The sequence below is a fragment of the Lancefieldella parvula genome (genome assembly GCF_963530955.1).
GTDB lineage: Bacteria > Actinomycetota > Coriobacteriia > Coriobacteriales > Atopobiaceae > Lancefieldella > Lancefieldella parvula_A.
This window is the reverse complement of record NZ_CAUSFQ010000005.1, coordinates 14,560-35,529: the sequence shown is the minus strand read 5'-3', so window position 1 is coordinate 35,529 and position 20,970 is coordinate 14,560. Positions and strand designations below refer to the sequence as shown.

18 protein-coding genes and 2 tRNA genes are annotated in these 20,970 nt (G+C 49.0%); 2 read left to right on the top strand and 18 right to left on the bottom strand.

Features of this window, described 5'->3' with window-relative positions:
* Positions 1–53: 53 nt before the first annotated feature.
* Together srtB and purE are read right to left on the bottom strand one after the other, a co-directional pair.
* Positions 54–992: a class B sortase gene (gene srtB / locus RWJ43_RS01120; protein WP_035428222.1), complete on the bottom strand. Its 939-nt coding sequence runs from the start codon at positions 990–992 to the stop codon at positions 54–56.
* Between the two features lie 238 nt (positions 993–1,230).
* Positions 1,231–1,692, bottom strand: a complete 462-nt coding sequence (purE, locus tag RWJ43_RS01115; RefSeq protein ID WP_035428223.1) for a 5-(carboxyamino)imidazole ribonucleotide mutase — start codon at positions 1,690–1,692, stop codon at positions 1,231–1,233.
* Between the two features lie 116 nt (positions 1,693–1,808).
* On the opposite strand from purE, the gene RWJ43_RS01110 reads away from it, so the two are divergent.
* Entirely contained in the window at positions 1,809–2,678 is an 870-nt protein-coding gene (locus tag RWJ43_RS01110; RefSeq protein WP_314006819.1) for a pyridoxamine kinase, read from the top strand.
* 561 nt (positions 2,679–3,239) lie between these two features.
* Here the strand turns inward: RWJ43_RS01110 and RWJ43_RS01105 are convergent.
* The 14 genes from RWJ43_RS01105 to RWJ43_RS01040 form a co-directional block, all read right to left on the bottom strand.
* Positions 3,240–4,154, bottom strand: a complete 915-nt coding sequence (locus RWJ43_RS01105) for a hypothetical protein (protein ID WP_314006817.1) — start codon at positions 4,152–4,154, stop codon at positions 3,240–3,242.
* 199 nt (positions 4,155–4,353) lie between these two features.
* On the bottom strand, positions 4,354–6,210 hold the full coding sequence (locus RWJ43_RS01100) for an ABC transporter ATP-binding protein (RefSeq protein WP_314006815.1): 1,857 nt from the start codon (positions 6,208–6,210) through the stop codon (positions 4,354–4,356).
* A 6-nt stretch (positions 6,211–6,216) separates the two neighbouring features.
* Positions 6,217–7,062: an NUDIX hydrolase gene (locus RWJ43_RS01095; protein ID WP_314006814.1), complete on the bottom strand. Its 846-nt coding sequence runs from the start codon at positions 7,060–7,062 to the stop codon at positions 6,217–6,219.
* A 14-nt stretch (positions 7,063–7,076) separates the two neighbouring features.
* Entirely contained in the window at positions 7,077–9,191 is a 2,115-nt protein-coding gene (gene purD, locus RWJ43_RS01090; protein WP_314006812.1) for a phosphoribosylamine--glycine ligase, read from the bottom strand.
* Positions 9,192–9,194: 3 nt separating this feature from the next.
* Positions 9,195–10,475: an adenylosuccinate synthase gene (locus RWJ43_RS01085; RefSeq protein WP_314006810.1), complete on the bottom strand. Its 1,281-nt coding sequence runs from the start codon at positions 10,473–10,475 to the stop codon at positions 9,195–9,197.
* Between the two features lie 141 nt (positions 10,476–10,616).
* Positions 10,617–12,056, bottom strand: coding sequence for a replicative DNA helicase (dnaB, locus tag RWJ43_RS01080; RefSeq protein WP_314006808.1), 1,440 nt, complete (start codon positions 12,054–12,056; stop codon positions 10,617–10,619).
* Positions 12,057–12,556: 500 nt separating this feature from the next.
* Positions 12,557–13,081, bottom strand: coding sequence for a 50S ribosomal protein L9 (gene rplI, locus RWJ43_RS01075; RefSeq protein ID WP_314006806.1), 525 nt, complete (start codon positions 13,079–13,081; stop codon positions 12,557–12,559).
* A gap of 32 nt (positions 13,082–13,113) precedes the next feature.
* On the bottom strand, positions 13,114–14,172 hold the full coding sequence (locus tag RWJ43_RS01070; RefSeq protein ID WP_314006804.1) for a DUF2232 domain-containing protein: 1,059 nt from the start codon (positions 14,170–14,172) through the stop codon (positions 13,114–13,116).
* Between the two features lie 32 nt (positions 14,173–14,204).
* Entirely contained in the window at positions 14,205–14,477 is a 273-nt protein-coding gene (gene rpsR / locus RWJ43_RS01065; protein ID WP_012808120.1) for a 30S ribosomal protein S18, read from the bottom strand.
* A 48-nt stretch (positions 14,478–14,525) separates the two neighbouring features.
* Positions 14,526–14,978, bottom strand: coding sequence for a single-stranded DNA-binding protein (locus tag RWJ43_RS01060; RefSeq protein ID WP_035427101.1), 453 nt, complete (start codon positions 14,976–14,978; stop codon positions 14,526–14,528).
* A gap of 52 nt (positions 14,979–15,030) precedes the next feature.
* Positions 15,031–15,324, bottom strand: coding sequence for a 30S ribosomal protein S6 (rpsF, locus tag RWJ43_RS01055; protein WP_035427103.1), 294 nt, complete (start codon positions 15,322–15,324; stop codon positions 15,031–15,033).
* Positions 15,325–15,631: 307 nt separating this feature from the next.
* Positions 15,632–17,053: a DUF4013 domain-containing protein gene (locus tag RWJ43_RS01050; RefSeq protein WP_314006802.1), complete on the bottom strand. Its 1,422-nt coding sequence runs from the start codon at positions 17,051–17,053 to the stop codon at positions 15,632–15,634.
* Between the two features lie 119 nt (positions 17,054–17,172).
* A tRNA-Ser gene (locus RWJ43_RS01045) sits at positions 17,173–17,263 on the bottom strand.
* A 38-nt stretch (positions 17,264–17,301) separates the two neighbouring features.
* A tRNA-Ser gene (locus RWJ43_RS01040) sits at positions 17,302–17,392 on the bottom strand.
* A gap of 126 nt (positions 17,393–17,518) precedes the next feature.
* On the opposite strand from RWJ43_RS01040, the gene RWJ43_RS01035 reads away from it, so the two are divergent.
* On the top strand, positions 17,519–18,262 hold the full coding sequence (locus RWJ43_RS01035; protein ID WP_314006800.1) for a TRIC cation channel family protein: 744 nt from the start codon (positions 17,519–17,521) through the stop codon (positions 18,260–18,262).
* Between the two features lie 198 nt (positions 18,263–18,460).
* Here the strand turns inward: RWJ43_RS01035 and typA are convergent, their stop codons facing one another.
* Entirely contained in the window at positions 18,461–20,299 is a 1,839-nt protein-coding gene (gene typA, locus RWJ43_RS01030; RefSeq protein WP_314006798.1) for a translational GTPase TypA, read from the bottom strand.
* A 127-nt stretch (positions 20,300–20,426) separates the two neighbouring features.
* Positions 20,427–20,885 carry a hypothetical protein gene (locus RWJ43_RS01025; protein ID WP_314006796.1) on the bottom strand — a complete coding sequence of 153 codons (459 nt, stop codon included), beginning with the start codon at positions 20,883–20,885 and terminating at the stop codon, positions 20,427–20,429.
* Positions 20,886–20,970: the final 85 nt, after the last annotated feature.

The window sequence follows — 20,970 nt, the reverse complement described above, 5'->3', positions numbered from 1 at the left end:
ACTAACAGCTTCTAACTGTGTCCAATGCTCTTTCTGAACCGTCAGCATGCCGACTACTGGGCCTTTGGCTGAGCCTCGGCTTTTGGAACACAGATAAGCATAGTCCTGCCGTACTGATCAGTGTAGTTACAGGTAAAGAGCGTAAGAACATGATCAGCGCGAGAAATAACATCTGCTGCATCAGAACGCGAGCTTACTGCCCTAGAAAGCCTATCTTTCAAGTAAGACCTGAACTCATCAACAGAGCCGAAGTTAAACTGCCTGACTTCCTCATCGTCTTCGTCGGTGTGATAGGTAAATACCGGCTCAAGCTCATATGTCTGAGTAGGTGTGACGTACCAGATGGTCTCAACCTTATCGAAGGTAGATTGGTCATTCATTGCTCCAATGTACTGGAACATGGAGCCGTTTCTCATATGGTGACCATAGAGAATGGTTTGCTGATCAGTAAGGCCGTTTGGATTGTTCTGGTAGTCCATAAAAATCTGACCACCGATTGACCACTCACCCTTTGCGTTTGTGTGCAGGTAGTGATCGTTGTCTGTAGTCTGATACACAGGATAGTTGACTTGCGTATCTGGAATCTGAATCCAGCCGACAACCTGGTTGTTTACTGCCTGAAGACCAGCCCAATCAATAACTGGAGCCTCGTCTTTTTTCTCGGAAACTGTTGCGTATGTAGCAAGCTCTTCGTTGATGACGTCTTGCTCGTGGTATTCAAGCTGGGTTTTGCCAAACATAACACCAGCAACAACCAAGAGGCCAATGCCAACTACCAGCAAGAGTGTGGAAAGAATATAGGCAAAACCTTTCTTCTTAGCGGGTTTCTCGCCAGACTTTTTAGGAGAGGTTTTTTTGTTTCCCTCTTTTTTTGAAGACGCGGAATTTTTCATAGAAACTATCTCGACGGATGTTTTTGAGGTGTGAGTATTTCCAGCCGTCTGATCGTCAGCGGCGAATGAAGCAAAATGCTTGCCGTTTTTTGATTCCATGCACTTCCCTTCTGAAGGTACTCTTTGTCATTCCTTTGTCATACCCTTTAAAAGTTTAGCTATGCACGAAACAAAAATCTCTGTACATCTTATGAAGTCATCGCATAATCACATTTTGCGGTATGCAAAACCCGCGCCTCAAATCTCCTGAAGCGCGGGTCTCATGTGCGATTGCGGATGCAGGTACGCATGCATGCAAGTTCTATTTGCGGACTACGTGCGTGCGGTACGCGTTAGCTTATGCGTCAGCCATCTCGGCTTTGAGCTGGACGATCTTCTCGCGATACTCTGGAAGAGATGCGCCAAGAATCTGAGTAGCGTAAATAGCTGCGTTTTTGGCGCCGTTAATGGCAACGCAGGCAACGGGCACGCCGGATGGCATCTGGACCATGGAAAGCAGGGAGTCCATACCGCCGAGATCAGAGGTCTTCATTGGAACGCCAACGACAGGCAGTGGAGTAAATGCAGCAACAACTCCGCCCAGGTGAGCGGCCTTTCCTGCAGCTGCGATGATTACCTTGAGGCCACGGTCAGCGGCGGTCTCGGCCCACTGGTGAACCTTGTCTGGAGTGCGGTGTGCAGACGCGATAACCAGCTCGTATGGAACGCCAAGGCGCTCGAGCTCGGCGGTGCATCCCTCCATAGTTGCAAGGTCGCTCTTAGATCCCATGATGATACCGACAACAGGCTGATCTGCCATCTCTGCTCCTTTGTTACGTCTCTTAAAATAGGTGGATACGTCAAATATCCACCTCACAGTATAGAGTATGATTTTCTTGAACGTTGGTCCATCAGTCCACGTGAAAGGAAACTGTAATGAATGAAACCAACTCTGTTCTGTACCAGCGAGAAGGCTCGTACATCCCTCGCATCGCCGCAGTGCATGACCTCTGCGGATACGGAAAATGCTCGCTGGGCGTAGCTATTCCGGTGCTTTCTGCAGCAGGATGTGACGTTTGCCCCGTGCCTACGTCGCTTTTCTCGGCACACACCAAGTTCCCTACGTTCTACATGCACGACACCACCAACATGCTTGAGGACTACCTTGATGCATGGCAGGAAGAGGGCATTGACCTGGATGCCATTTATTCTGGCTTCCTTGGTGCAGCAGAGCAGGTTGCAAGCATTCAGCGCTTGTACCAGGAGCATCCAAAGGCACTTCGCGTGGTTGACCCAGTTATGGGCGATGGCGGCAAGATGTACCCAACCTATACGCAGGAGCTTTGTGACGCAATGAAGTCCCTGGTAAATGGCGCAGATATTTTGACACCAAATCTTACTGAGGCTTCAATTCTGACGGGCATTCCATACGCTGGTCAGGATTTGACTGATGAGCAGGTAGATGAGCTGCTTGATGCGCTGCTTGCGATGGGCGCAAAGTGTGTTGTTCTTAAGGGTATTGTTCGCGGCGATGGCCTTATTCGCAACTTTGTTGCTACCGAGTCCGAGCGCGGTGAGATTGTTTCCGAGCTTCTCCCCTACATGCTGCACGGAACTGGCGATCTGTTTGCTTCTGCGCTTTTAGCTGCAGTTATGTGCGGTCAAGAAATCGCTGACGCAGTTGAGTTTGCTGGTGAGTTTGTCTGCGAGTCCATGGAAATTACTCGCGATCAGCCAAACTTTGAGCTTCGTGGTGTTTCGTTTGAGACAAAGCTTGGCCTAATTGCCCAGCTTCTGCAGGAGTAAAAGCTCGCGCAAGCTGCGCTGCTAATGTAAAACTTTACGTTTCAGCAAAATCAAACATGATTCTTTGCCATAGATGCCCACTCACATAGAGTGGGCATCTTTTTTATGCCAGCGGTTATCGTTATGCATGAAAATGCATTTTCCTAGTCCTTTATTCGTTTCATTTTTTATCAAACAAACATTGAGCCTCAAAACATAGCGAAAAAGGTAAAAAAGCTGTTTAGTTGGAAATCAAGGGAATTACTTAAATATTTGATATTACTAAAAGACCAGTTGGCGTTTACCAAGCGACGCGTTACTCACTCAAAATCGCTCAAAATCGCTATGCATAAAGACTAAAACCTCCAACTAAACGGATTTTTTACCTTTCTGGGGCCAAAATCGTCTTGGAAACATCGATTTCATAACTTTCGGTCAAATTAACGTGCAAAATCATTCGCCGCGTCACCATTTTGAGGCGTGCCAACCTCCCGATAAGTCACTTCCAGCAGCACAAGCAAAAGAGCCGCTGACTTCAGTGGCTCTTTTGCTCTTTTGCTTTGTTGCTTGCAGGTACGTAGACTACTTAGTGCCTGAAGAACTGTCGCTTGTACCTGTGCTGTTAGTGGTACCAGTGGTTCCTGTTGTTCCAGTTGTGGTGTTCTTCTTTGTTGAGGGGTCTCCGCCAACAATACCGCCAAGCACGCGAACTGGCGTAAATGAGGTTGCAATCTGGTCACGCAATTCTTTTTGAATGGTATCGTTTGCACCAGTAATGACCATGGTGATATTTACTCCATCAGAAGACTGCGTCTTTGAGAACGTAAAGGTAAAGATAGGTGTTGCATCTCCGCCAGGTTTAAGGAATCCAAAGAGCTGAGATTTCTGAAGCTCGCCTTGGTCATTTCTGTGAACACTGACGTGATAGACAACGGTATTGATTCGTGGGTTGAGCAGCGCGTTAATAGCAAATGCCTGAGCCTGGACACTGGATCCCGCATAGCATTCAAGCACGTCTTTTGAGGTCGTATCGGTAACTGTTACCTCAACGCGACCAGTGTTCTCGTCAGCTTCCTGAACCGAGAAATCCTCGGGGAACTGCGTAAATCCATTACCCCACTCGACTCCGCCACGCAATGCAGATGCAACAGATCGCACCGTAACTGATTCAGTTAGATTTGCTGTGTTAGCTCGACGAATAACACCACAAGAGACCTGCATCAGAACTACGATTACCAGGAAAACCAAAACAAATAGGACTGCCGTCTTTGTAATGACCTTCTCGATATTTGAGCCCGAAGGGTCAGATCCTGAGAGGGGATCAACGTCCACTGCCACAGCTCCACCCTGCCTGCGAGCACGCTCTAGGGCTGCGCGCTCCTCGTTAGGATGACCCGTCTCGTCTACCTTGGTAAACAACTCTTCAGCTGCGTCAGCATCAAGCGCGCCCCTCTGGCGGCGCGCGAAGCGTGAACGTTCTGCATCATCTTTAGCCATGTAGCTCTCTCATTCAACCTGCATAAACACACTTAAAAGCGTGCGATGCGTTGACTTTTGCTCTTTAGTTCCACCCGTCGGTTTACAAGCTGCAAGTCGCAAACCGCAAGTTACAAACCGCAAACCTGCAGTTAAGCGCATCGCGAGAAGAACGATTGCTGCTGCAAACCACAGTTCGCAAAGCACTTAATGCTCTATTTTACCGCCTTGCGAGGTTTGGCGCACCACCAAACTGCATTTGATAGTAATGAGCGTAGATTCCGCCTTTTTCTAGCAGCTCATCATGGGTTCCACGCTCAACTGCACGACCGTGATTGATGGTGATAATTTCATCAGCACCCATAATAGTCGAGAGTCGGTGGGCAATGACCAGCGTAGTTCTGTTCTTTGCCAGCTCGGAAAGGGACTCCTGGACCGCGCGCTCGGACTCGTTATCCAGAGCGGAAGTAGCCTCATCCAAAATGAGCAACGGCGGATTCTTCAGGAACACACGCGCAATGGAAATGCGCTGCTTCTGTCCGCCAGAAAGTCTAGTTCCACGCTGTCCTACCTGCGTGTCATATCCATCTGGCAGCGACTCAATGAACTCGGCGATGTTTGCACGCTTTGCTGCCAGCGCAATGTCTTCTGCAGAAGCTTCAGGGCAGCCGTATGCAATGTTCTCCGCGATAGTGCCGTCAAAGAGGTACACGTCTTGCTGGACCATGCCAATTGCCGAGCGCAAACTATGCTGCGTAACGGAGCGAATATCCTGCCCGTCAATGGTGATGCTGCCACTTGTGACGTCATAGAATCGTGGCAATAAAGCGCAGGTAGTTGACTTACCTCCACCAGAAGGTCCAACCAGTGCAACAGTTTTTCCACTCTCAATATGAAGGTTCAGGCCGTCGATAACCTCTTCAGCATTGTTGTAAGCAAAATGAACATCCTGGTAGATAATCTCACCCGCGGTAATTTGAATGTCCCGGGCATCTGGTGCATCTTGAATGTCCGGCTGCGTTTCAAGAATCTCTGTGAATCGTTTAAAGCCGGCAAGACCCTTCTGGAATGTCTCGGTAAAGTTCAGAATGTTCATGATTGGCGTGGTAAACAGCGAGATGTAGAGTGCATACGTAGCCAGGTCAATGGCTTGCATCTGACCCTGAGCAATCATCCAGCCGCCCAAAACCAACACAACAGTGTTCAAAACACCCATCATGCCTGAAATTGCAGCTTGGTACCTGCCCATAGCCTGGTACATATTGGCCTTGGAGTCTAAGTATGCCGAGTTGCTTGCTCTAAATTTCTTACGCTCGTGATCTTCCGCCGCAAAGCCCTTAACCACGCGAATACCAGAAAGTGAGTCTTCTAGCTGGGTATTTACGTCGGAAATGCGCATGCGGTTCTCTTTAAAAATGCCGCGCATGTGCATGTTGGCAAAGAAATTGAACACTACCAACACCGCAGCAATTCCAGCAAGCACCAGCGTAAGGGGTACGTTAATAAAAGCCAGAATGACAAAAGATCCGGCAATCTCAAGCAAGACAATAATCAGGTACTCAGGGCCATGATGCGCCGTCTCAGAAATATCAAACAAGTCGGATACCAGGCGACTCATCAGGTCACCCGTCTTGTGGCGATCATAATACGAGAAACTCATGCGCTCGTAGGCGTCAAACAGGTCTTCTCGCATCTTGCTTTCCATGCGCGCGCCCATGATGTGTCCCCAGCTAATGACAAAGTAGCGACACAGAAAGTGGACAAAGTACATAACCACAAGGCCAACGGCAATGAACACTAAGCTGCCAAGAATGGCATCTTTACCCTGCACAAACAGTCCCTTTGTGAGCGATCGCAGAATTTGAGGGAACGCCAGCTCAATGCAAGCCAAAATGATGGCGCAGATAGTGTCCAGAATAAACAGATGCTTTTGCGGAGCATAATAAGAAAGAAAACTGGCAAACAGCGATTTGCGGTGTTTGCCAGAGGTGTTGTTTCCAGAGTTTCTAAAGCCGTTTCTGCTAGAGGCTGAAGTCAAAGAACTACCAGGTACAGGGCGAGAAGGACGATCAAGCATGCGTAATTACTCCATAGGCAATCGGTGTGAAATTGAATCGCAGATAAGAGCTCCAATGATAGTCTTTGCGTCCTCGATTTTGCCATCGAGAACAGCATCTACCAGCTCAGATAGTGGAACAAGATCCACGTTAATAAATTCGTCGGCATCTGGGTCTGATCCCTCAAAGGTCAACTCAGTTGCCATATAAAGGTGAATGAGCTCGTCAGTAAATCCATCAGAAGTGGCGGTAGTGGTGAGAAAAGCCATCTTTCCCGCCTTCATTCCGGTCTCTTCCAGCAACTCACGATGAGCACAATCAAGAGGATCCTCGCCTGGATCAAGCTTTCCTGCAGGTAGCTCAACTGTTACGCGACCAAGCGCAGTTCGGTACTGACGAACCAGACAAATTCTACCCTCATCAGTCAATGCAACGATAGCCACAGCACCGGGATGACGCACAACATCACGAAGAGCAGTGCGTCCATCAGGAAGAGAGACACGCAGACGATTCACGTCAAAAATGCGACCAACCCAAACGGTATCTTCAGAGAGTGGCTTCTCTTCTAGAGAGGCATCACGCGCATCCTCTGTACCTGCAACAAAACTGCGCTTTTGTGGCTCCCCAGAATGATGGTAGGCAGCATCGCCCACAGCAACACGCTCTCCATCATAGGTAAGCGAATCAACTGCCGAGTGCAAATCATTGCGAGCGGAATCAAACACCTCTGGAGTTACCTGCATGCCAGCATCAAGAATCTCTGGCTCAGCAGACTGCATATCATCAAACACATCACTAAACTGAGAACCGCTTTGATCGCTGGTCCAAGCACCATCCTGTACGTTGGTTTTCTCGTCATTTTGATTTGCCATAAGCGCTAACCTAACTATTTTTCTGGACGACCTTGAAGAGCCTTAAGTCCAATATCGTGCCTGAGCTGCTTGCCTTCAAAGTTAATAAGGTCACAAGCCTCATATGCACGAGCGCGAGCTTCCTCAAAGGTTGGTGCAAGCGCAGTGACGTTGAGCACGCGGCCGCCTGCTGTGACAATCTTTCCGTCCTCGGTCTGAGCAGTTCCGGCGTGATAAACAGAAACGCCCTCAAGCTGCTGAGCAGCCTCGATGCCGGTAATCTCCTTGCCCTTCTCGTAAGAGCCTGGATATCCAGCGCTTGCCAGAACAACAGAAACAGCAACTGTATCAGACCAGAAAACCTGCTGGTGACGGAGGGTGCCGTTGTCACAAGCCATCAAAATTGAAACTAAGTCTCCCTCAAGGCGAGGCAGTACAACCTGAGTCTCTGGATCACCAAAGCGAGCGTTAAATTCAAGAACCTTAGGGCCATCTTTGGTCAGCATAAATCCACCATAAAGGCAGCCAGAATAGTTGATACCCTCTTTTTTGAGCTGGTCAACAACGCGCTGCTCAATGGCAATCATCTGGGAAAGTTCTTCATCAGTCACAAACGGAACAGGAGAATAGACGCCCATGCCACCGGTGTTAGGTCCCTTATCATCGTCATAAGCGCGCTTGTGATCCTGGGCTGTTGCCAACGGAACAACGTACGTTCCATCAGTCAACGCAAGTAGTGAGCACTCTGGTCCCTCAAGGAACTCCTCGACAACAACGGTTGCTCCTGCATCGCCAAAGTGACCCGAGAAACACTCGCGGACGCCTTCGAGGGCCTGCTCAAGCTCAGTTGCAACAATAACACCCTTACCTGCAGCAAGACCGTCTGCCTTAACAACAACAGGTGCACCGATGTGGCGAACATACGCCTCACAAGACGCCTGGTCTGTGAAAGACTTCCATGCAGCAGTTGGAACGTTTGCTCGCTCCATAACGTCCTTGGCAAACGCCTTTGAACCCTCCATCTGCGCTGCATTTTGGTTAGGACCAAAGCATGCAATACCAGCCTGACGGACGGCATCTGCAACGCCCACAACAAGAGGAGCCTCAGGGCCAATAACTACCAGGCCAATGCCTTTTTCCTTGGCAAAAGAAACAACCTCATCAGGGTTATTTTGATCAATAGGAGCAATCTCTGCCTGGGTAGCCATACCGCCATTACCTGGAGCAACGTAAATTTTTCCTGCACGAGGCGATTCTTGCAGCTTAGTTAAAAGAGCGTGCTCACGACCACCTGCGCCGAGCAATAAAATATCAACGGTGTCATTCATAAGTACTCCAGCCTTCTGATACAACGCCTTTGGGATACAAGCAACGCCAACAGAGCCTTCTCCCAGGCTCTTCTTAAACTCGGGAGAAACAAGTCTTTCTGCAATACATTCTGCATCATATTCATTAGTTTTAAGTGGCTTTTTGAGATGCTTTTCTATGCGTTTCTCGCCACTTGAAATCACTACATATTTGAGCTCGCCGCGCTTTACAAAACACGCGCTCATAAGGCGAGAAATTCTTGCTGCTAGATCGGTAAAATCTGAGGAACGTGCAACCTCTGTACATTTTCCGCCAACCAAACGATACAAATACATGTCGTTTGAAATGCGCCTATGCAAACGCTCAAGTCGAAGTCGCAACGAAAGCCTGGGGTGCTTGTCCTTGCTTTTATGCAGCGCGACCTTATTCATTGCGATATACATTGTGGCAACTACCTCAGCAAGCTCTTGCGCATACGCACAAGCAGCTTCAAATGAAGCTCCAGACTTTCTTGCCACACTTAAGCGCTCAAGCATGATTCCCATAGCAGTGGGCATATTTCCGCTATCTACCAGGCAAATTGAGCTTGAAATATCAGGATTGTTCTGACAAGCCTTTTTTGCTGTAAGAAGCGAGTCAGAAAAATCTGAATACACATGGAGCGAGAGGATCTTTTGAGTTCCTGACTCAAAAATGCCTCGGTAAAACTCGCCTACCTGGTCAGCATCTGAACTCAGAGCTCCAGGTATTACAGAAACCCCCAGGGCTTCAAGCTGGGAAGCTTCAAGCCCACAGGGGTTATCGCAAACTATTGCAAAAGTCGAGCAGTCCGAAGACGCCACGGGTTACCTCCAGTAGCGGTCGATTGTCTGCTCACGATCTGGACCAACGGTGATGATAGAAACGCGTACACCAGCAAGTTGCTCCAGGAAGTCAATGTAGTCCTTAGCCTCACGAGGTAGCTGGTAGAAGTTACGAACGTTAGAGATGTCGCACTTCCAACCAGGAAGAGTCTCGTACACAGGCTTTGCGTGATAGAAGACGCTCTGGTGCTCTGGGACGGTCTTGTAAATCTTGCCGTCGCACTCATAAGCAACGCATACCTTAATCTCATCCAGGCAGCCAAGAACGTCAAGCTTGGTAATTGCCAGGTCAGTGAGGCCATTGATACGAGCCGCGTAGTTAACAACTACTGCGTCATACCAACCGCAGCGGCGCTTACGACCGGTAGTAACGCCATACTCATGGCCAACTTCGCCGAGAAGATCGCCGGTCTCGTCAAAGAGCTCTGTTGGGAATGGACCAGAACCAACGCGTGTGAGGTATGCCTTTGCAATACCCAGGACACGGTCAATGTTGGTTGGGCCAACTCCAGAACCGGTAACTGCACCACCAGCGGTGCAGTTAGAAGAGGTGACAAATGGATAGGTGCCGTGGTCAATATCAAGCATGGTTGCCTGAGCACCCTCGAAGAGAATGTTCTTACCAGCCTCAAGCTCTTCGTTGAGGAAGAGAGAAGACTCAACAATGTAAGGACGAATGCGATCTGCATAAGGTAGGTAGGTCTCGCAAATCTGGTCAACGGTATAGGTTGGAAGACCATACACAAGACTCAAGATTGGATTGGTATACTCAAGTGCAGCTTCAAGCTTCTTGCGGAAGATCTTCTCATCAAGCATGTCCTGAATACGCAGGCCAGTGCGGTTCATCTTGTCCATATACGTTGGGCCGACACCGCGCTTGGTGGTACCAATAAGATTCTTGCCCAGCTTTTTCTCGTGTACGCCATCAAGATCTTTGTGATAAGGCATAACAATGTGGGCGTTGCCGGAAATCTTAAGCAGGTCGCAGGAAATACCCTTGCTCTCCAGCATGTCAATCTCGCCGAGAAGAACCTCTGGGTCAACAATGCAGCCATTGCCAATAACTGGATAGGTATTCTCATACATAACGCCAGATGGAACCTGGTGAAGTGCAAGCTTTGTGTCTCCAGCAATTACCGTGTGGCCTGCATTTGCACCACCTGCGTAACGGCAAACAACGTCAAAATCTCCGGAAATGAGGTCGGTAACCTTACCCTTACCCTCGTCTCCCCACTGAGCACCAACAAGTACGGAAGCTGGCATAAGTTCTCCCCTATCGCAGCTATCTACAAACACGACCATTACATGACGGTTGCAACCTCTTTAGGGGTTGCTTCATAAGTATATCTAATACCGCTGGCAAAAGCACAGAAGCGCGAAGGTTTTGTCACACATAAGAAACGATTAGTGTGCAGGGTTTGCCATTGCGGCGTACTGAGCGGCTTCGCTTTCTGAGTAGTTATTTCCCTGGTAAAGCTCAACAAACTTGGTAGAAGTTGGCATAAACATGACAGGAACATCCCGCAAAGCTCCTGCACGGTTCTTTGCAACAATGATGTTAGTAACGTCTTTATCAGGACGATCTTCACGCGCGGCTTCTTCATCGCTCAGTGAACGGTCAAGCAGCAAAACAATATCTGCGTCCTGCTCGATAGCGCCGGACTCACGCAGGTCAGAAAGCTGTGGGCGCTTGCCATTTCTGTTTTCAAGCGTACGGTTGAGCTGAGAAAGTGCAATAACGGGCGCTTTAAGGTCTTTAGCCATAATCTTAATGCCACGAGACATCTCAGAAACCTCGGTTGCACGACTGTCTGCACGACCCTTCTCGGCTGGTGGAGAAAGTAGCTGAAGGTAGTCGATGATAATGACGCCCTTCTCAGCCTTATTAAGCATTCTGCGGGCTTTTGCGCGAATTTCTGTGACTGTTGTGCCTGGAGTATCGTCAACGATGATTTTAAGGCGAGAAATGCGCTCTGCTGCCTCCAGAAGGGTAGGCCACTGCTCATTTCTGATGTTGGAAGAGCGGATGGTCTGCAAATCAACCTTTGACTCAGAAGCCAAAAGCCTCTGAGCAATCTCAATCTTGCTCATCTCAAGCGAGAAGAGCGCAACAGTTGCACCAGATACTGCAGCGTTATAAGCCATGCTGAGTGCGAAAGAAGTCTTACCAACACCAGGACGAGCACCAATAACAACCATCTGACCAGGACGAAGACCTTGGAAAAGGTTATCAAGGGTTGCAAATCCAGTTTGGACACCCAGCTCTGCCGCATCTTTTCCAGCATTTTGCTGAAGCTCATCAAAGAGATCGGTCATGATGTCTTCAATGCCCTGCTCAGACTGCTGAACATCCCTGTTAGTTACATCAAAAATAAGCTTTTCTGCCTGGTCAACAACTTGCTTTGTGTCTTCTGGAGCATTGTAAGCAAGGGCAGAAATCTTTGCAGAGGCGCTAATCATCTTTCTGAGCGTAGTATCACGGTGCAGCATGTTGGCATGGTTTTCCCAACCAACCATAGCTAGTGGGTTGTTGCCAAGCTCTGCTAAACGGACAGCTCCGCCAGCACGTTCAAACTTACCGTTACTCTTAAGGTGGTCTGCAAGCGAAATGACGTCTACTGGTTTGTTGTTATCAAACAGCGACTTAATAGCCTCGAAAATGATTTGATTAGAAGGAATATAAAAATCCTCGGAAGAAAGCCTAATGAGGCATTCTCCTCTAATCTCTTCTGAGAGAATCATTGCGGAAAGAATGGAAAACTCGGCATCAGAATCTTGTGGCATAGAGGCGTTCTCTAGGGCCGTTAATTGCGTAGGATTCATCTCAAACGAGTCTTGTGCCATCGTCTTTTCCAATCATATTTTTTGGGAATGAATCTGAATAGTAGTGTACTTTTCAAAAAAATAAAGAGTCATTTTGGCTTGCAAAACTCGAAAATATAAGTCTTCAACACGATTTTCCAAAACTCGTATACCCTGAGCGGGATTTCCTTGAGTTTTCAACGTTTTCAACAATTTTTAGACTTTTTTCGACACGTGGTATTTTCTACACAATTGCTTATCTGCGGTTATACAAATCAAATTACAATTCCGCAGGTTAAGTGAATATGTTTTACATAACATTTTGAATAACCGCAGGTAGAGTGTAAGAAATTATACCGTTTCGTCTACACATAAAAAGACCACCCCTTTGTTATGTTTCACAAAGGGGTGGTTCGAACAAACATTCCATTCTTTTCAGATGGCTGCGCTTTTTATAAAAGCTTACAAATCTGTAGAAAACTGCAGAAATTGTATAAACCACCAAAAAATGCAGGAGAACTGTGTTTTATGCATGCATAAAACTACTCTGCGGACTCAACCTCAACCTCGGCGATTGCCTCAGCGACAACCTCCTCGGCCTCCTCCTCTGCAGGAGCAGCATCGTCCTCGCCAACAAGAACAACGACGGTAGCGGTAATGTCACGATAAAGCTCAATGGTGACATTGTGGCGACCAGCGGTCTTGATAGCAGCGCTACGAGCAATGCGCTTACGATCAACGGTGACGTTGAGCTGTGCCTCGATTGCATCAGCAATCTGAGCGGTGGTGACAGAGCCAAAGAGCTGGCCCTCCTCGCCGATGCGAGCGTCAACAGTTACGAGCTTGCCATCAAGAGCTGCCTTGGTAGCATTTGCGTCAGCAATACGCTGCTCTTCGCGCTTAGCGATATTGTGACGACGCTCCTCAAGCTGCTTGATGTTACCCGGTGTAGCAGGCTGGGCAATCTTGTTGGGGAACAGGAAGTTCTCCGCATAACCCTGTGCGACCTCTACGATGTCGCCTTCGCCGCCCTTACCGCGAAGCTCGCCCAAGAGAATAACTTTCATGGGAAACTCCTTTGATGAGTCGATGGTATCGACTAGTTGTTGTTTATCGTAGGCTCTGAATCCTGGCTTCCTGAGCGATTAAGCTTTCGGAAGTTTGCCCAGGCATCAATAAGTCCTACGAGAGCCATAACGCCTAACTGAACTTCTAGCATGCCTGCCAATACAAACAGTGACAGAGAAAGTGCTGGCGAGAAGTGCTTCTCGCGCACAAACCATGTGAGCACTGCAAGGCCCTGAAGAGCAAAAACAACCCTAAGAGCCATAAATACGTTCAGCGTAATTAGCTGAAGTAAGTCTTGAGCAGGCAAAACGGTACTTGAAAGTGCATACACAAACAAGTTGGCCACGGTAAGAGCACACATCCAAAATGGAACGTCCATCAGCTGGAACTGTGGCAATTTCTGTGGGTCTCTTGTCAGTGCTTTATACACTGTTCGAGCTCCAAAACGCGCAATTACAAAATATAAAAGCGCCATGCCGGTATAGCTGGTTGGCCAAAAGAGCATAAAGAGCGCCTTTGCAGTTGAAAGACCCTCTTGGATCTCTGGAGAAGCACCTGAGACCTGCGAAGCGTATTGATTAAACACGCTCTGAGCAAGCTCGGGAAGACTTGTTCCTGCCATCGCGGCAAAGAATGCATCGTATCCCAGAAGTGCTAAAGCCGTTGCCCCTACAAGAAGAGATCCAACACCAACAGTGAGTTTCTCTGTTGCAAAAGCGTAGCCAACTCCAAGAGCAAGTGCGCAAGCGGTAACTGAAGTTGCCGCTTCCGTTGGTCCCGAGAGCAAATAAGCTGCTACACCTGTAACAAGTACAGAAGTAATAGCGGGACCAAACCATCCGTGCCCTTTTTTGCAATAGACAGCAATTACCATGCCATACGCAACCAAAGCAGCTCCAATAAAAGAAAGGAGCCCGGTAATTACTCCACCAACAACGCAAAGTACAAATCCTTGCTTGTATGTTGGAGCCTCAAACGGACGCGGTTTGCCTCCGTTTTGGTTGCTTGGACCGGCAGCATTCTGCGAGCTACTCTCTGGGCGAGAATACCCTTCAGGTGCCTGAGGAATATTTGAATCCGGTCTATCCATTGCTAACCAACTCTACCTAAAGAACAGATAGGTTATCCGCGACTACGGCCACCGCGGCTGGAAACCACAGGGACAGTGTAGGGCAGAAGTGCCATCTCGCGTGCGCGCTTGATAGCAAGTGCAATGTCGTGCTGGTGCTGCGTGCAGGTGCCAGTGACGCGACGAGGCTTAATCTTGCCACGGTCGGTCATGTACTTACGAAGAAGCTGAGTATCTTTGTAATCGATGAACTCAGTCTCCTCCTTGCAGAACTGGCAATACTTGCGACGCGGCTGGCGCTGGAAATCTTGTTTCTGCTGAGCCATGTCTTTTACCTTTCAGATGACAGTAACGTCTGTGTTGCTGTCTGACGTTTAAAACGGAATATCAGCATCGTAGAACTCCTCGTCTGGCGGAGCCGGAACGGGAGCGGGTGCCTGTGGAGTTGGAGCTGCATAAGATGGTGCGCCCTGTGACATAGGGGCTCCACCCTGCTGATTCCTAGAAAGGAACTCGACCTCATCGACAACAACCTCAAGCTTGCTGCGACGCTGTCCTTCCTTCGTCTCCCAGGAGCTGAAACGAAGCTTGCCTTCAATAGCAACCTTCGAACCCTTGGAGAGGAAGCGGGAAAGTGCTTCAGCACGCTGACCAAATACTACGCAGTCTACGAAGTTAGGAACATCTTCCCACTCACCAGTCTGCTGGTTCCTGCGACGATCGTTAACCGCAACGCCGAAGGATAGAATCTGGGTACCGCCTGCTGTGGAGCGAAGCTCCGGGTCACGGGTCAGGTTGCCCGAAATGTTAACCCTGTTAATACTCATAAATCTCACTACCTCTCATCGTGGAATAATTCCACTTTTCCATTACAAGGACTTAGTCCTTATCGACTCGACGCACGATCATGTGACGCTTAACAGCATCATTGATTCGCAGGACTCGATCGAGCTCTGCAATCTGCGTTGGATCTGCATGGAAATTGATGAGGGTATAGTCACCCTCGGTAAGATCGTCGATCTCAAAAGCAAGCTTACGCTTACCCCAATCCTCGACGCTGTCGACTACTCCGCCGTCAGTGGTGATAGCAACGTCAATACGCTTCATTACACCAGCGCGGACTTCCTCGGTGGAAGCTGGGTCAACAAAAAACAGCAGTTCATAGGCCTTCATATTGTCACCTCCTCTGGGCTAATGGCTTCGGGAAGTGAAGGTGCACCCGAAGCAGGAAAGTTCGACCAAGCATCATACCACATAAATGCTCAAATACGAAACTGACCCACAAACTTTCTCACATGCAGTCCACATATAAAGCTTAAATTGGCAATTTGTTGCTTATTTGCCTCTAATCTTGCAACTATCTGACGCGAATCTTTCCAAGGCATGGTCACTCGCGCAATTTTAAAAACATGGGATTGAAAAAGAAAAACGACCATCACACAATCTGCATGATGGCCGTCTCTTTTATATGTGCTCTACTTTACTGAGCTGCAGGTCCCTCAGGATTCTGAGTTGGTGCGTCTGCTGGAGCAGCTGGTGCCTCAGGAGTCTCTGGAGTTGTTGGGATAATTGGCTCAACAACAACAGTTGAAGCAGGTGCAGGCTCTGGAGCTGCGGGAGCGACAGGAACCTCTGGAGCTACAGGTGCTGCTGGCGCAACAGGTGCGACTGGTGCCGCAGGAGCCGCAGGAGCAACAGGTGCTGCAGGTGCTGCAGGTGCAGCTGGAGCAACAGGAGCCACTGGTGCAGCAGGTGCCGCAGGAGCAACAGGTGCAGCTGGAGCGACAGGAGCCACTGGTGCAGCAGGTGCTACTGGAGCCGCAACAGGCTCAGCTGGAGCAGCAGCAGGAGCTGCAGGTGCTGCAGGTGCTGCAGGTGCTGCAGGTGCTGCAGGAGCAGCAGGAGCTGCAGGTGCTGCAGGGGCTGCTGGTGCTGGGGTTGCTACTGGTGCTGCAACAGGAACGGCAACAGGTGCTACTGCAGGAGCAGCGGTTGCTGCTGGTGCAGTTGGAGCAACTGGTGCTGGAGCTGAATAAACAGCGGCTGCACCATCGCGAGGATCATTAATGAATGGTGGCAGTGGATCGTTGCTCTGTCCCCATGCGGCAACGTTGAACTGACGCATCCAAAGAGCAATTGCGTTCTGCATAAGAAGCATAACGATAAGACCAACAACGTGACCAATATAGACAATAACCAGGAAAATTGGTCCCATCTGAATGAAGCCGCGTGCAAGCAGAGCAATCATGATAAGACCAAGCTGACTCTGGTCGGTAACGTTCTGAGTTCTTGCAATGGTTAAAGCCTGAGTACCAATGTTAACAATCATGCTAATTGCAGCGCTACCGCCGATGATACCCATAATGATTGAGGTAACAATGCCAAGCACAATGCCCATACCAAAGATACGGAACAGGCCACCCATGTCATGCTTAATCATCTCAAAGATGTTCTTAAAAGCAAAACCAGCAGAGATGCGACCATAAACTGATGCGCGGACCTGAACAACATTGATGAACAGTGGATAAACAAATGCTGCAACGATAAAGACTGGGATAAGAATCAGATTGATAACTGGAATGAAAGAAAGAATTCCAGTAGCAATGCTGTATGCCAGACCAAATGCAAGTGCAATTACAGCTGCCTTGAAGCCGGTAACAATGTAGGTACCAAACTTAAGGTCTTTCTGCTTTGGACCAGCATTGATGCCCCATGCAGTTACGCGTGCAGTCTCAAGTGCATAGCCAACAAGTGCAAGAATTCCGACAACTGGAATAAGACCAAACAGAGCCATAATAAGAACAGGCTTCCACCAACCCTTTTCCAAAGTCAGAAGTGCCCAGGAGCGTGCAAAGTAGCGATCGCGCCTGTAGCCATTCAACTCATCTGCTGAAACAGCCATTTAACTCTCCCCTCGTGTCAAAAAAGATGACATCGAATTACTAAGCCTAAACATTCTATATAAAATCGAAAAATAAATATATCTTTATTGGTAACAATTAATCAAATAAAAATGTTAAATGGCGGAGGAGGAGGGATTCGAACCCTCGTACCCCTAGAAGGGGTAAACGGTTTTCGAGACCGCCGCATTCAACCACTCTGCCACCCCTCCGAAGGGTGAAACGGCGCCCGTAGGCGCCGTGGAAATTCTGGCGGAGAGTCAGGGATTTGAACCCTGGAGACGCTTTAGACGCCTACACGATTTCCAATCGTGCTCCTTCGGCCACTCGGACAACTCTCCATATAAAACCGCACGGGACAGTATAGCGGATTTCTCACCAATATAGGGCGAGAAGTTCTGTGTATTTTTAATACTTGTGTAGTATTGTCATACTAATAAAAACAAAAACACCAGTAGGAGGTATGGATGCCACCGTTTTTCTCGCCGTATGGCACAGATGCAATTTCTGTGAGCATCCCCTACTGGCTAGACCTTCTAACGGTAATTGTTGGTGCAATCTCGGGAATCTTGGTTGCAAGAGATCGTCACTTAGACCTTGTGGGCTTTGTGGGTCTTGGTCTTTTGGGTGGTCTGGGCGGCGGGCTTATCAGGGACGTCATGATGCAAGAAGGTGGCGTCTATATGCTCAACTCGCCCTACGCCATTCCGGCTGCCGTTTTTACCGCTGTCTTGCTGTTTATGTTCCCTGAGCCGCTTGATAGATTCCCTCGCATGCTTGAGTGGACCGACATTATTTCCGTTGGCCTCTTTGCTGTCGTTGGTACCGATAAAGCCCTGGTATATCACCTGCTTCCTTTCTCGGTCATTCTGATGGGAAGCATTACGGGCGTTGGTGGCGGTATGCTTCGCGATGTATTTCTTGGCGATATACCTCGTATTTTCCAACGAAGCAATCTCTATGCATTTTGCGCTGTTGCTGGCACTACCTCCTATTGGGCACTTGTTTCTTATGCAGGCGTCACCAAAATTTGGGCGGCTATTGTCTGCGTTGTGGTTACCGTTGGCCTCAGGCGCTGGTCGCTCAAATACAACGTGCTTTCACCTGCAGACGTTGACCTCACGCCCCACGTCATGCGCAGCGTCAACAAACTTCGTCACAAAACACAAAAGCCTGGTAAGCAGCCTGAGCAGAACACTCCGTCAAAGTAGATAAACCGCCGCAATCGGACGGTCTTTGAACGGTTTGGGGCGGTTTGGGGCGGTTTTGGCGATTTTGGTCATTTTTGCATCGCTTCCACATGCCATTTACCTGCACTTTATTTAAACTTTCACCTAAAACAAATCTGGCGAGAAACCCTTGCGACTGCAAGTTTTTCTCGCCAGATTAGTTATCTGTAAACGACGCTGTTACTTCTTGACCATGCCGTTACGGACTGCCCACTTACGGCGCTCAGTCTCGGAAAGAATACGCTTACGCATGCGGATGTTTTGTGGCGTGATTTCAACAAGCTCGTCGTCCATGATGTACTCCAGAGCCTCTTCCAGCGTAAACAGGCGTGGAGGAGTCAGCTGAACTGAAATATCTGCAGTTGAAGACCTCTGGTTGCCCAAAGACTTGGTGCGTGCAATGTTAACAACCATGTCGCCTGGCCTTGAACGCTCGCCAACCAGCATGCCCTCGTAGCACTCAACACCTGGAGCAACAAAGAGCTGACCGCGCTCCTGAAGCGTACCAAGTGCGTACGCAACGGCCTTCTCGGTAGACATAGAAATCATGGCGCCATTCTGGCGGCTACCAATATCGCCTGCAAAAGGACCGTACTCGAGGAAGGTGTGGTAGAAGACTGCGTCTCCGTGGGTGACGTTCATGACGCGCGTCTTGAGGCCCATGATGCCACGGGTTGGAATCTTGAACTCAAGGTGCGTCTGAGTCTCGCCGGTGTCCATGATGGACATGGTGCCACCAACGTTACCAAAGACTTCAATAACTTTACCGGCATACTCTGGGTTGCACTCAACAACGGCCTGCTCAATAGGCTCAAGTGTGTGGCCCTGAGCGTCTTTCTTGAACAGAACGCGAGGACGACCAACCTGGAATTCAAATCCCTCGCGGCGCATGCTCTCCATAAGAACGGAGAGGTGAAGAATACCACGGCCAGAAACCTCAATACCGGTCTTATCAGGAAGCTCCTCAATGCGCATGGTGACGTTATTCTCACGCTCTGTCATCAGACGCTCTTTGAGCTGACGGCCGCCAACAATGTCTCCCTCACGACCAACAAGTGGTGAGGTAGAAGGCTCAAAAATAATGGAAAGGGTTGGTGGGTCAATCTCAATTGGATCAAGCTCAACAGGATTTTCTGGATCGGTGTAAACATCACCAATGTCAGTTTTATCAACACCAACGATTGCCGCAATATCACCTGCGTCAACCTCATCGCACTCCTTGCGACCCAGGTAGTCAAAGGTAAACAGCTGCTTGACCTGGCTCATAGCGCGGGAGCCATCGTTTTTGACAACAAGAATCTTGTCACCGGTATGAACGGTTCCGGAATACACACGACCAATACCAATACGGCCCAGGTAATCAGAGTGATCGATGGTGACGCACTGCATAGCAAGAGGTCCATCAATATCAACATCTGGAGCTGGAAGTCCATCGATAATCATATCGAGAAGAGGGAACATGTTGTCATTGTCATCATTTGGATCAAGGCGAGCGTAGCCGTTAACGCCAGAAGCAAAGACAACGTGCTCCATGGTGAACTCAAGCTGCTCATCGGTTGCGCCAAGATCCATCATAAGATCAAGAGAATCGTTAACAACAGCCTCTGGACGAGCACCGTCGCGGTCAATCTTGTTAACAACCATCATGATAGAAAGACCTGCGTCAATGGCGTGGCGCAGAACAAAGCGAGTCTGTGGCATAGGGCCCTCAGCTGCGTCAACCAGCAGAAGCGCACCGTCAGCCATCTTCAAAACGCGTTCTACCTCGCCACCGAAGTCAGCGTGGCCAGGGGTATCAATAACGTTAATCTTGACGCCCTTGTACTCAATAGAGATGTTCTTTGCCAGAATGGTAATTCCGCGCTCACGCTCCTGATCATTGGAGTCCAGAATTCTTTCTTGAACCTGCTGGTTCTCGCGGAATGCATCGGTTGCCTTGAGCATCTGGTCAACCATGGTGGTTTTACCGTGGTCAACGTGGGCGATGATAGCAATATTTCTGATGTTGTCTTGACGCATAAGCTCTATCTCTCGAAGGTATGTGCTTAGACTTGAATAGTTCAGGTCCAATTTTTATCAGCTTTAGAACTTTAGTGCAATTACGTGCCTAGAGCGCCCAGAAATTTCAATGAACGCAGCTTTTTCATTACAGAAGCGGCTCAAGCTCTCCCGCTGGCGCTGGATCAGACCACACAAACTGGTCGCCTTGGCCTTTTCCGTGAACCAAAGAATATGCCGAGAAACTCTTGTAGCCCTTCTCGCCAAACTCAAGGAGCACGGCATCCTCGTAACCGCCCTCTTTGAGCAGCTGGATGGCTCCCTCGTATACAAGCGCATAGCGGACAGGCTCTTCAAGTCCTGCTTCTTTATCGCCCTTCTGTTTGACCAGGTCAAGCACGCGCTTATGAGCACCCTCAAGCAGCTCTTCTGGACCGTCGTCAGAGAACTCATAACTTGCAACGGTGCCTGACGCATCTTCAACCACAAGCAAAACGTTAAGTGATTGACCATCTGCAAGCAGGTCAAATGCATCCCCAAGCAGCTCAGTTGAGAGCATATCAAGCTGGGGAGAAACTCCATCTTTGCGCTCGTCGTTTTCAGCCATGCCGCTCCTTAGCATCGTTTTTGTAATTATTGTTCTCTATGATACATCGCACAAGAAAAGAGGTCGAAAGCAAAAAGCCTTCGAC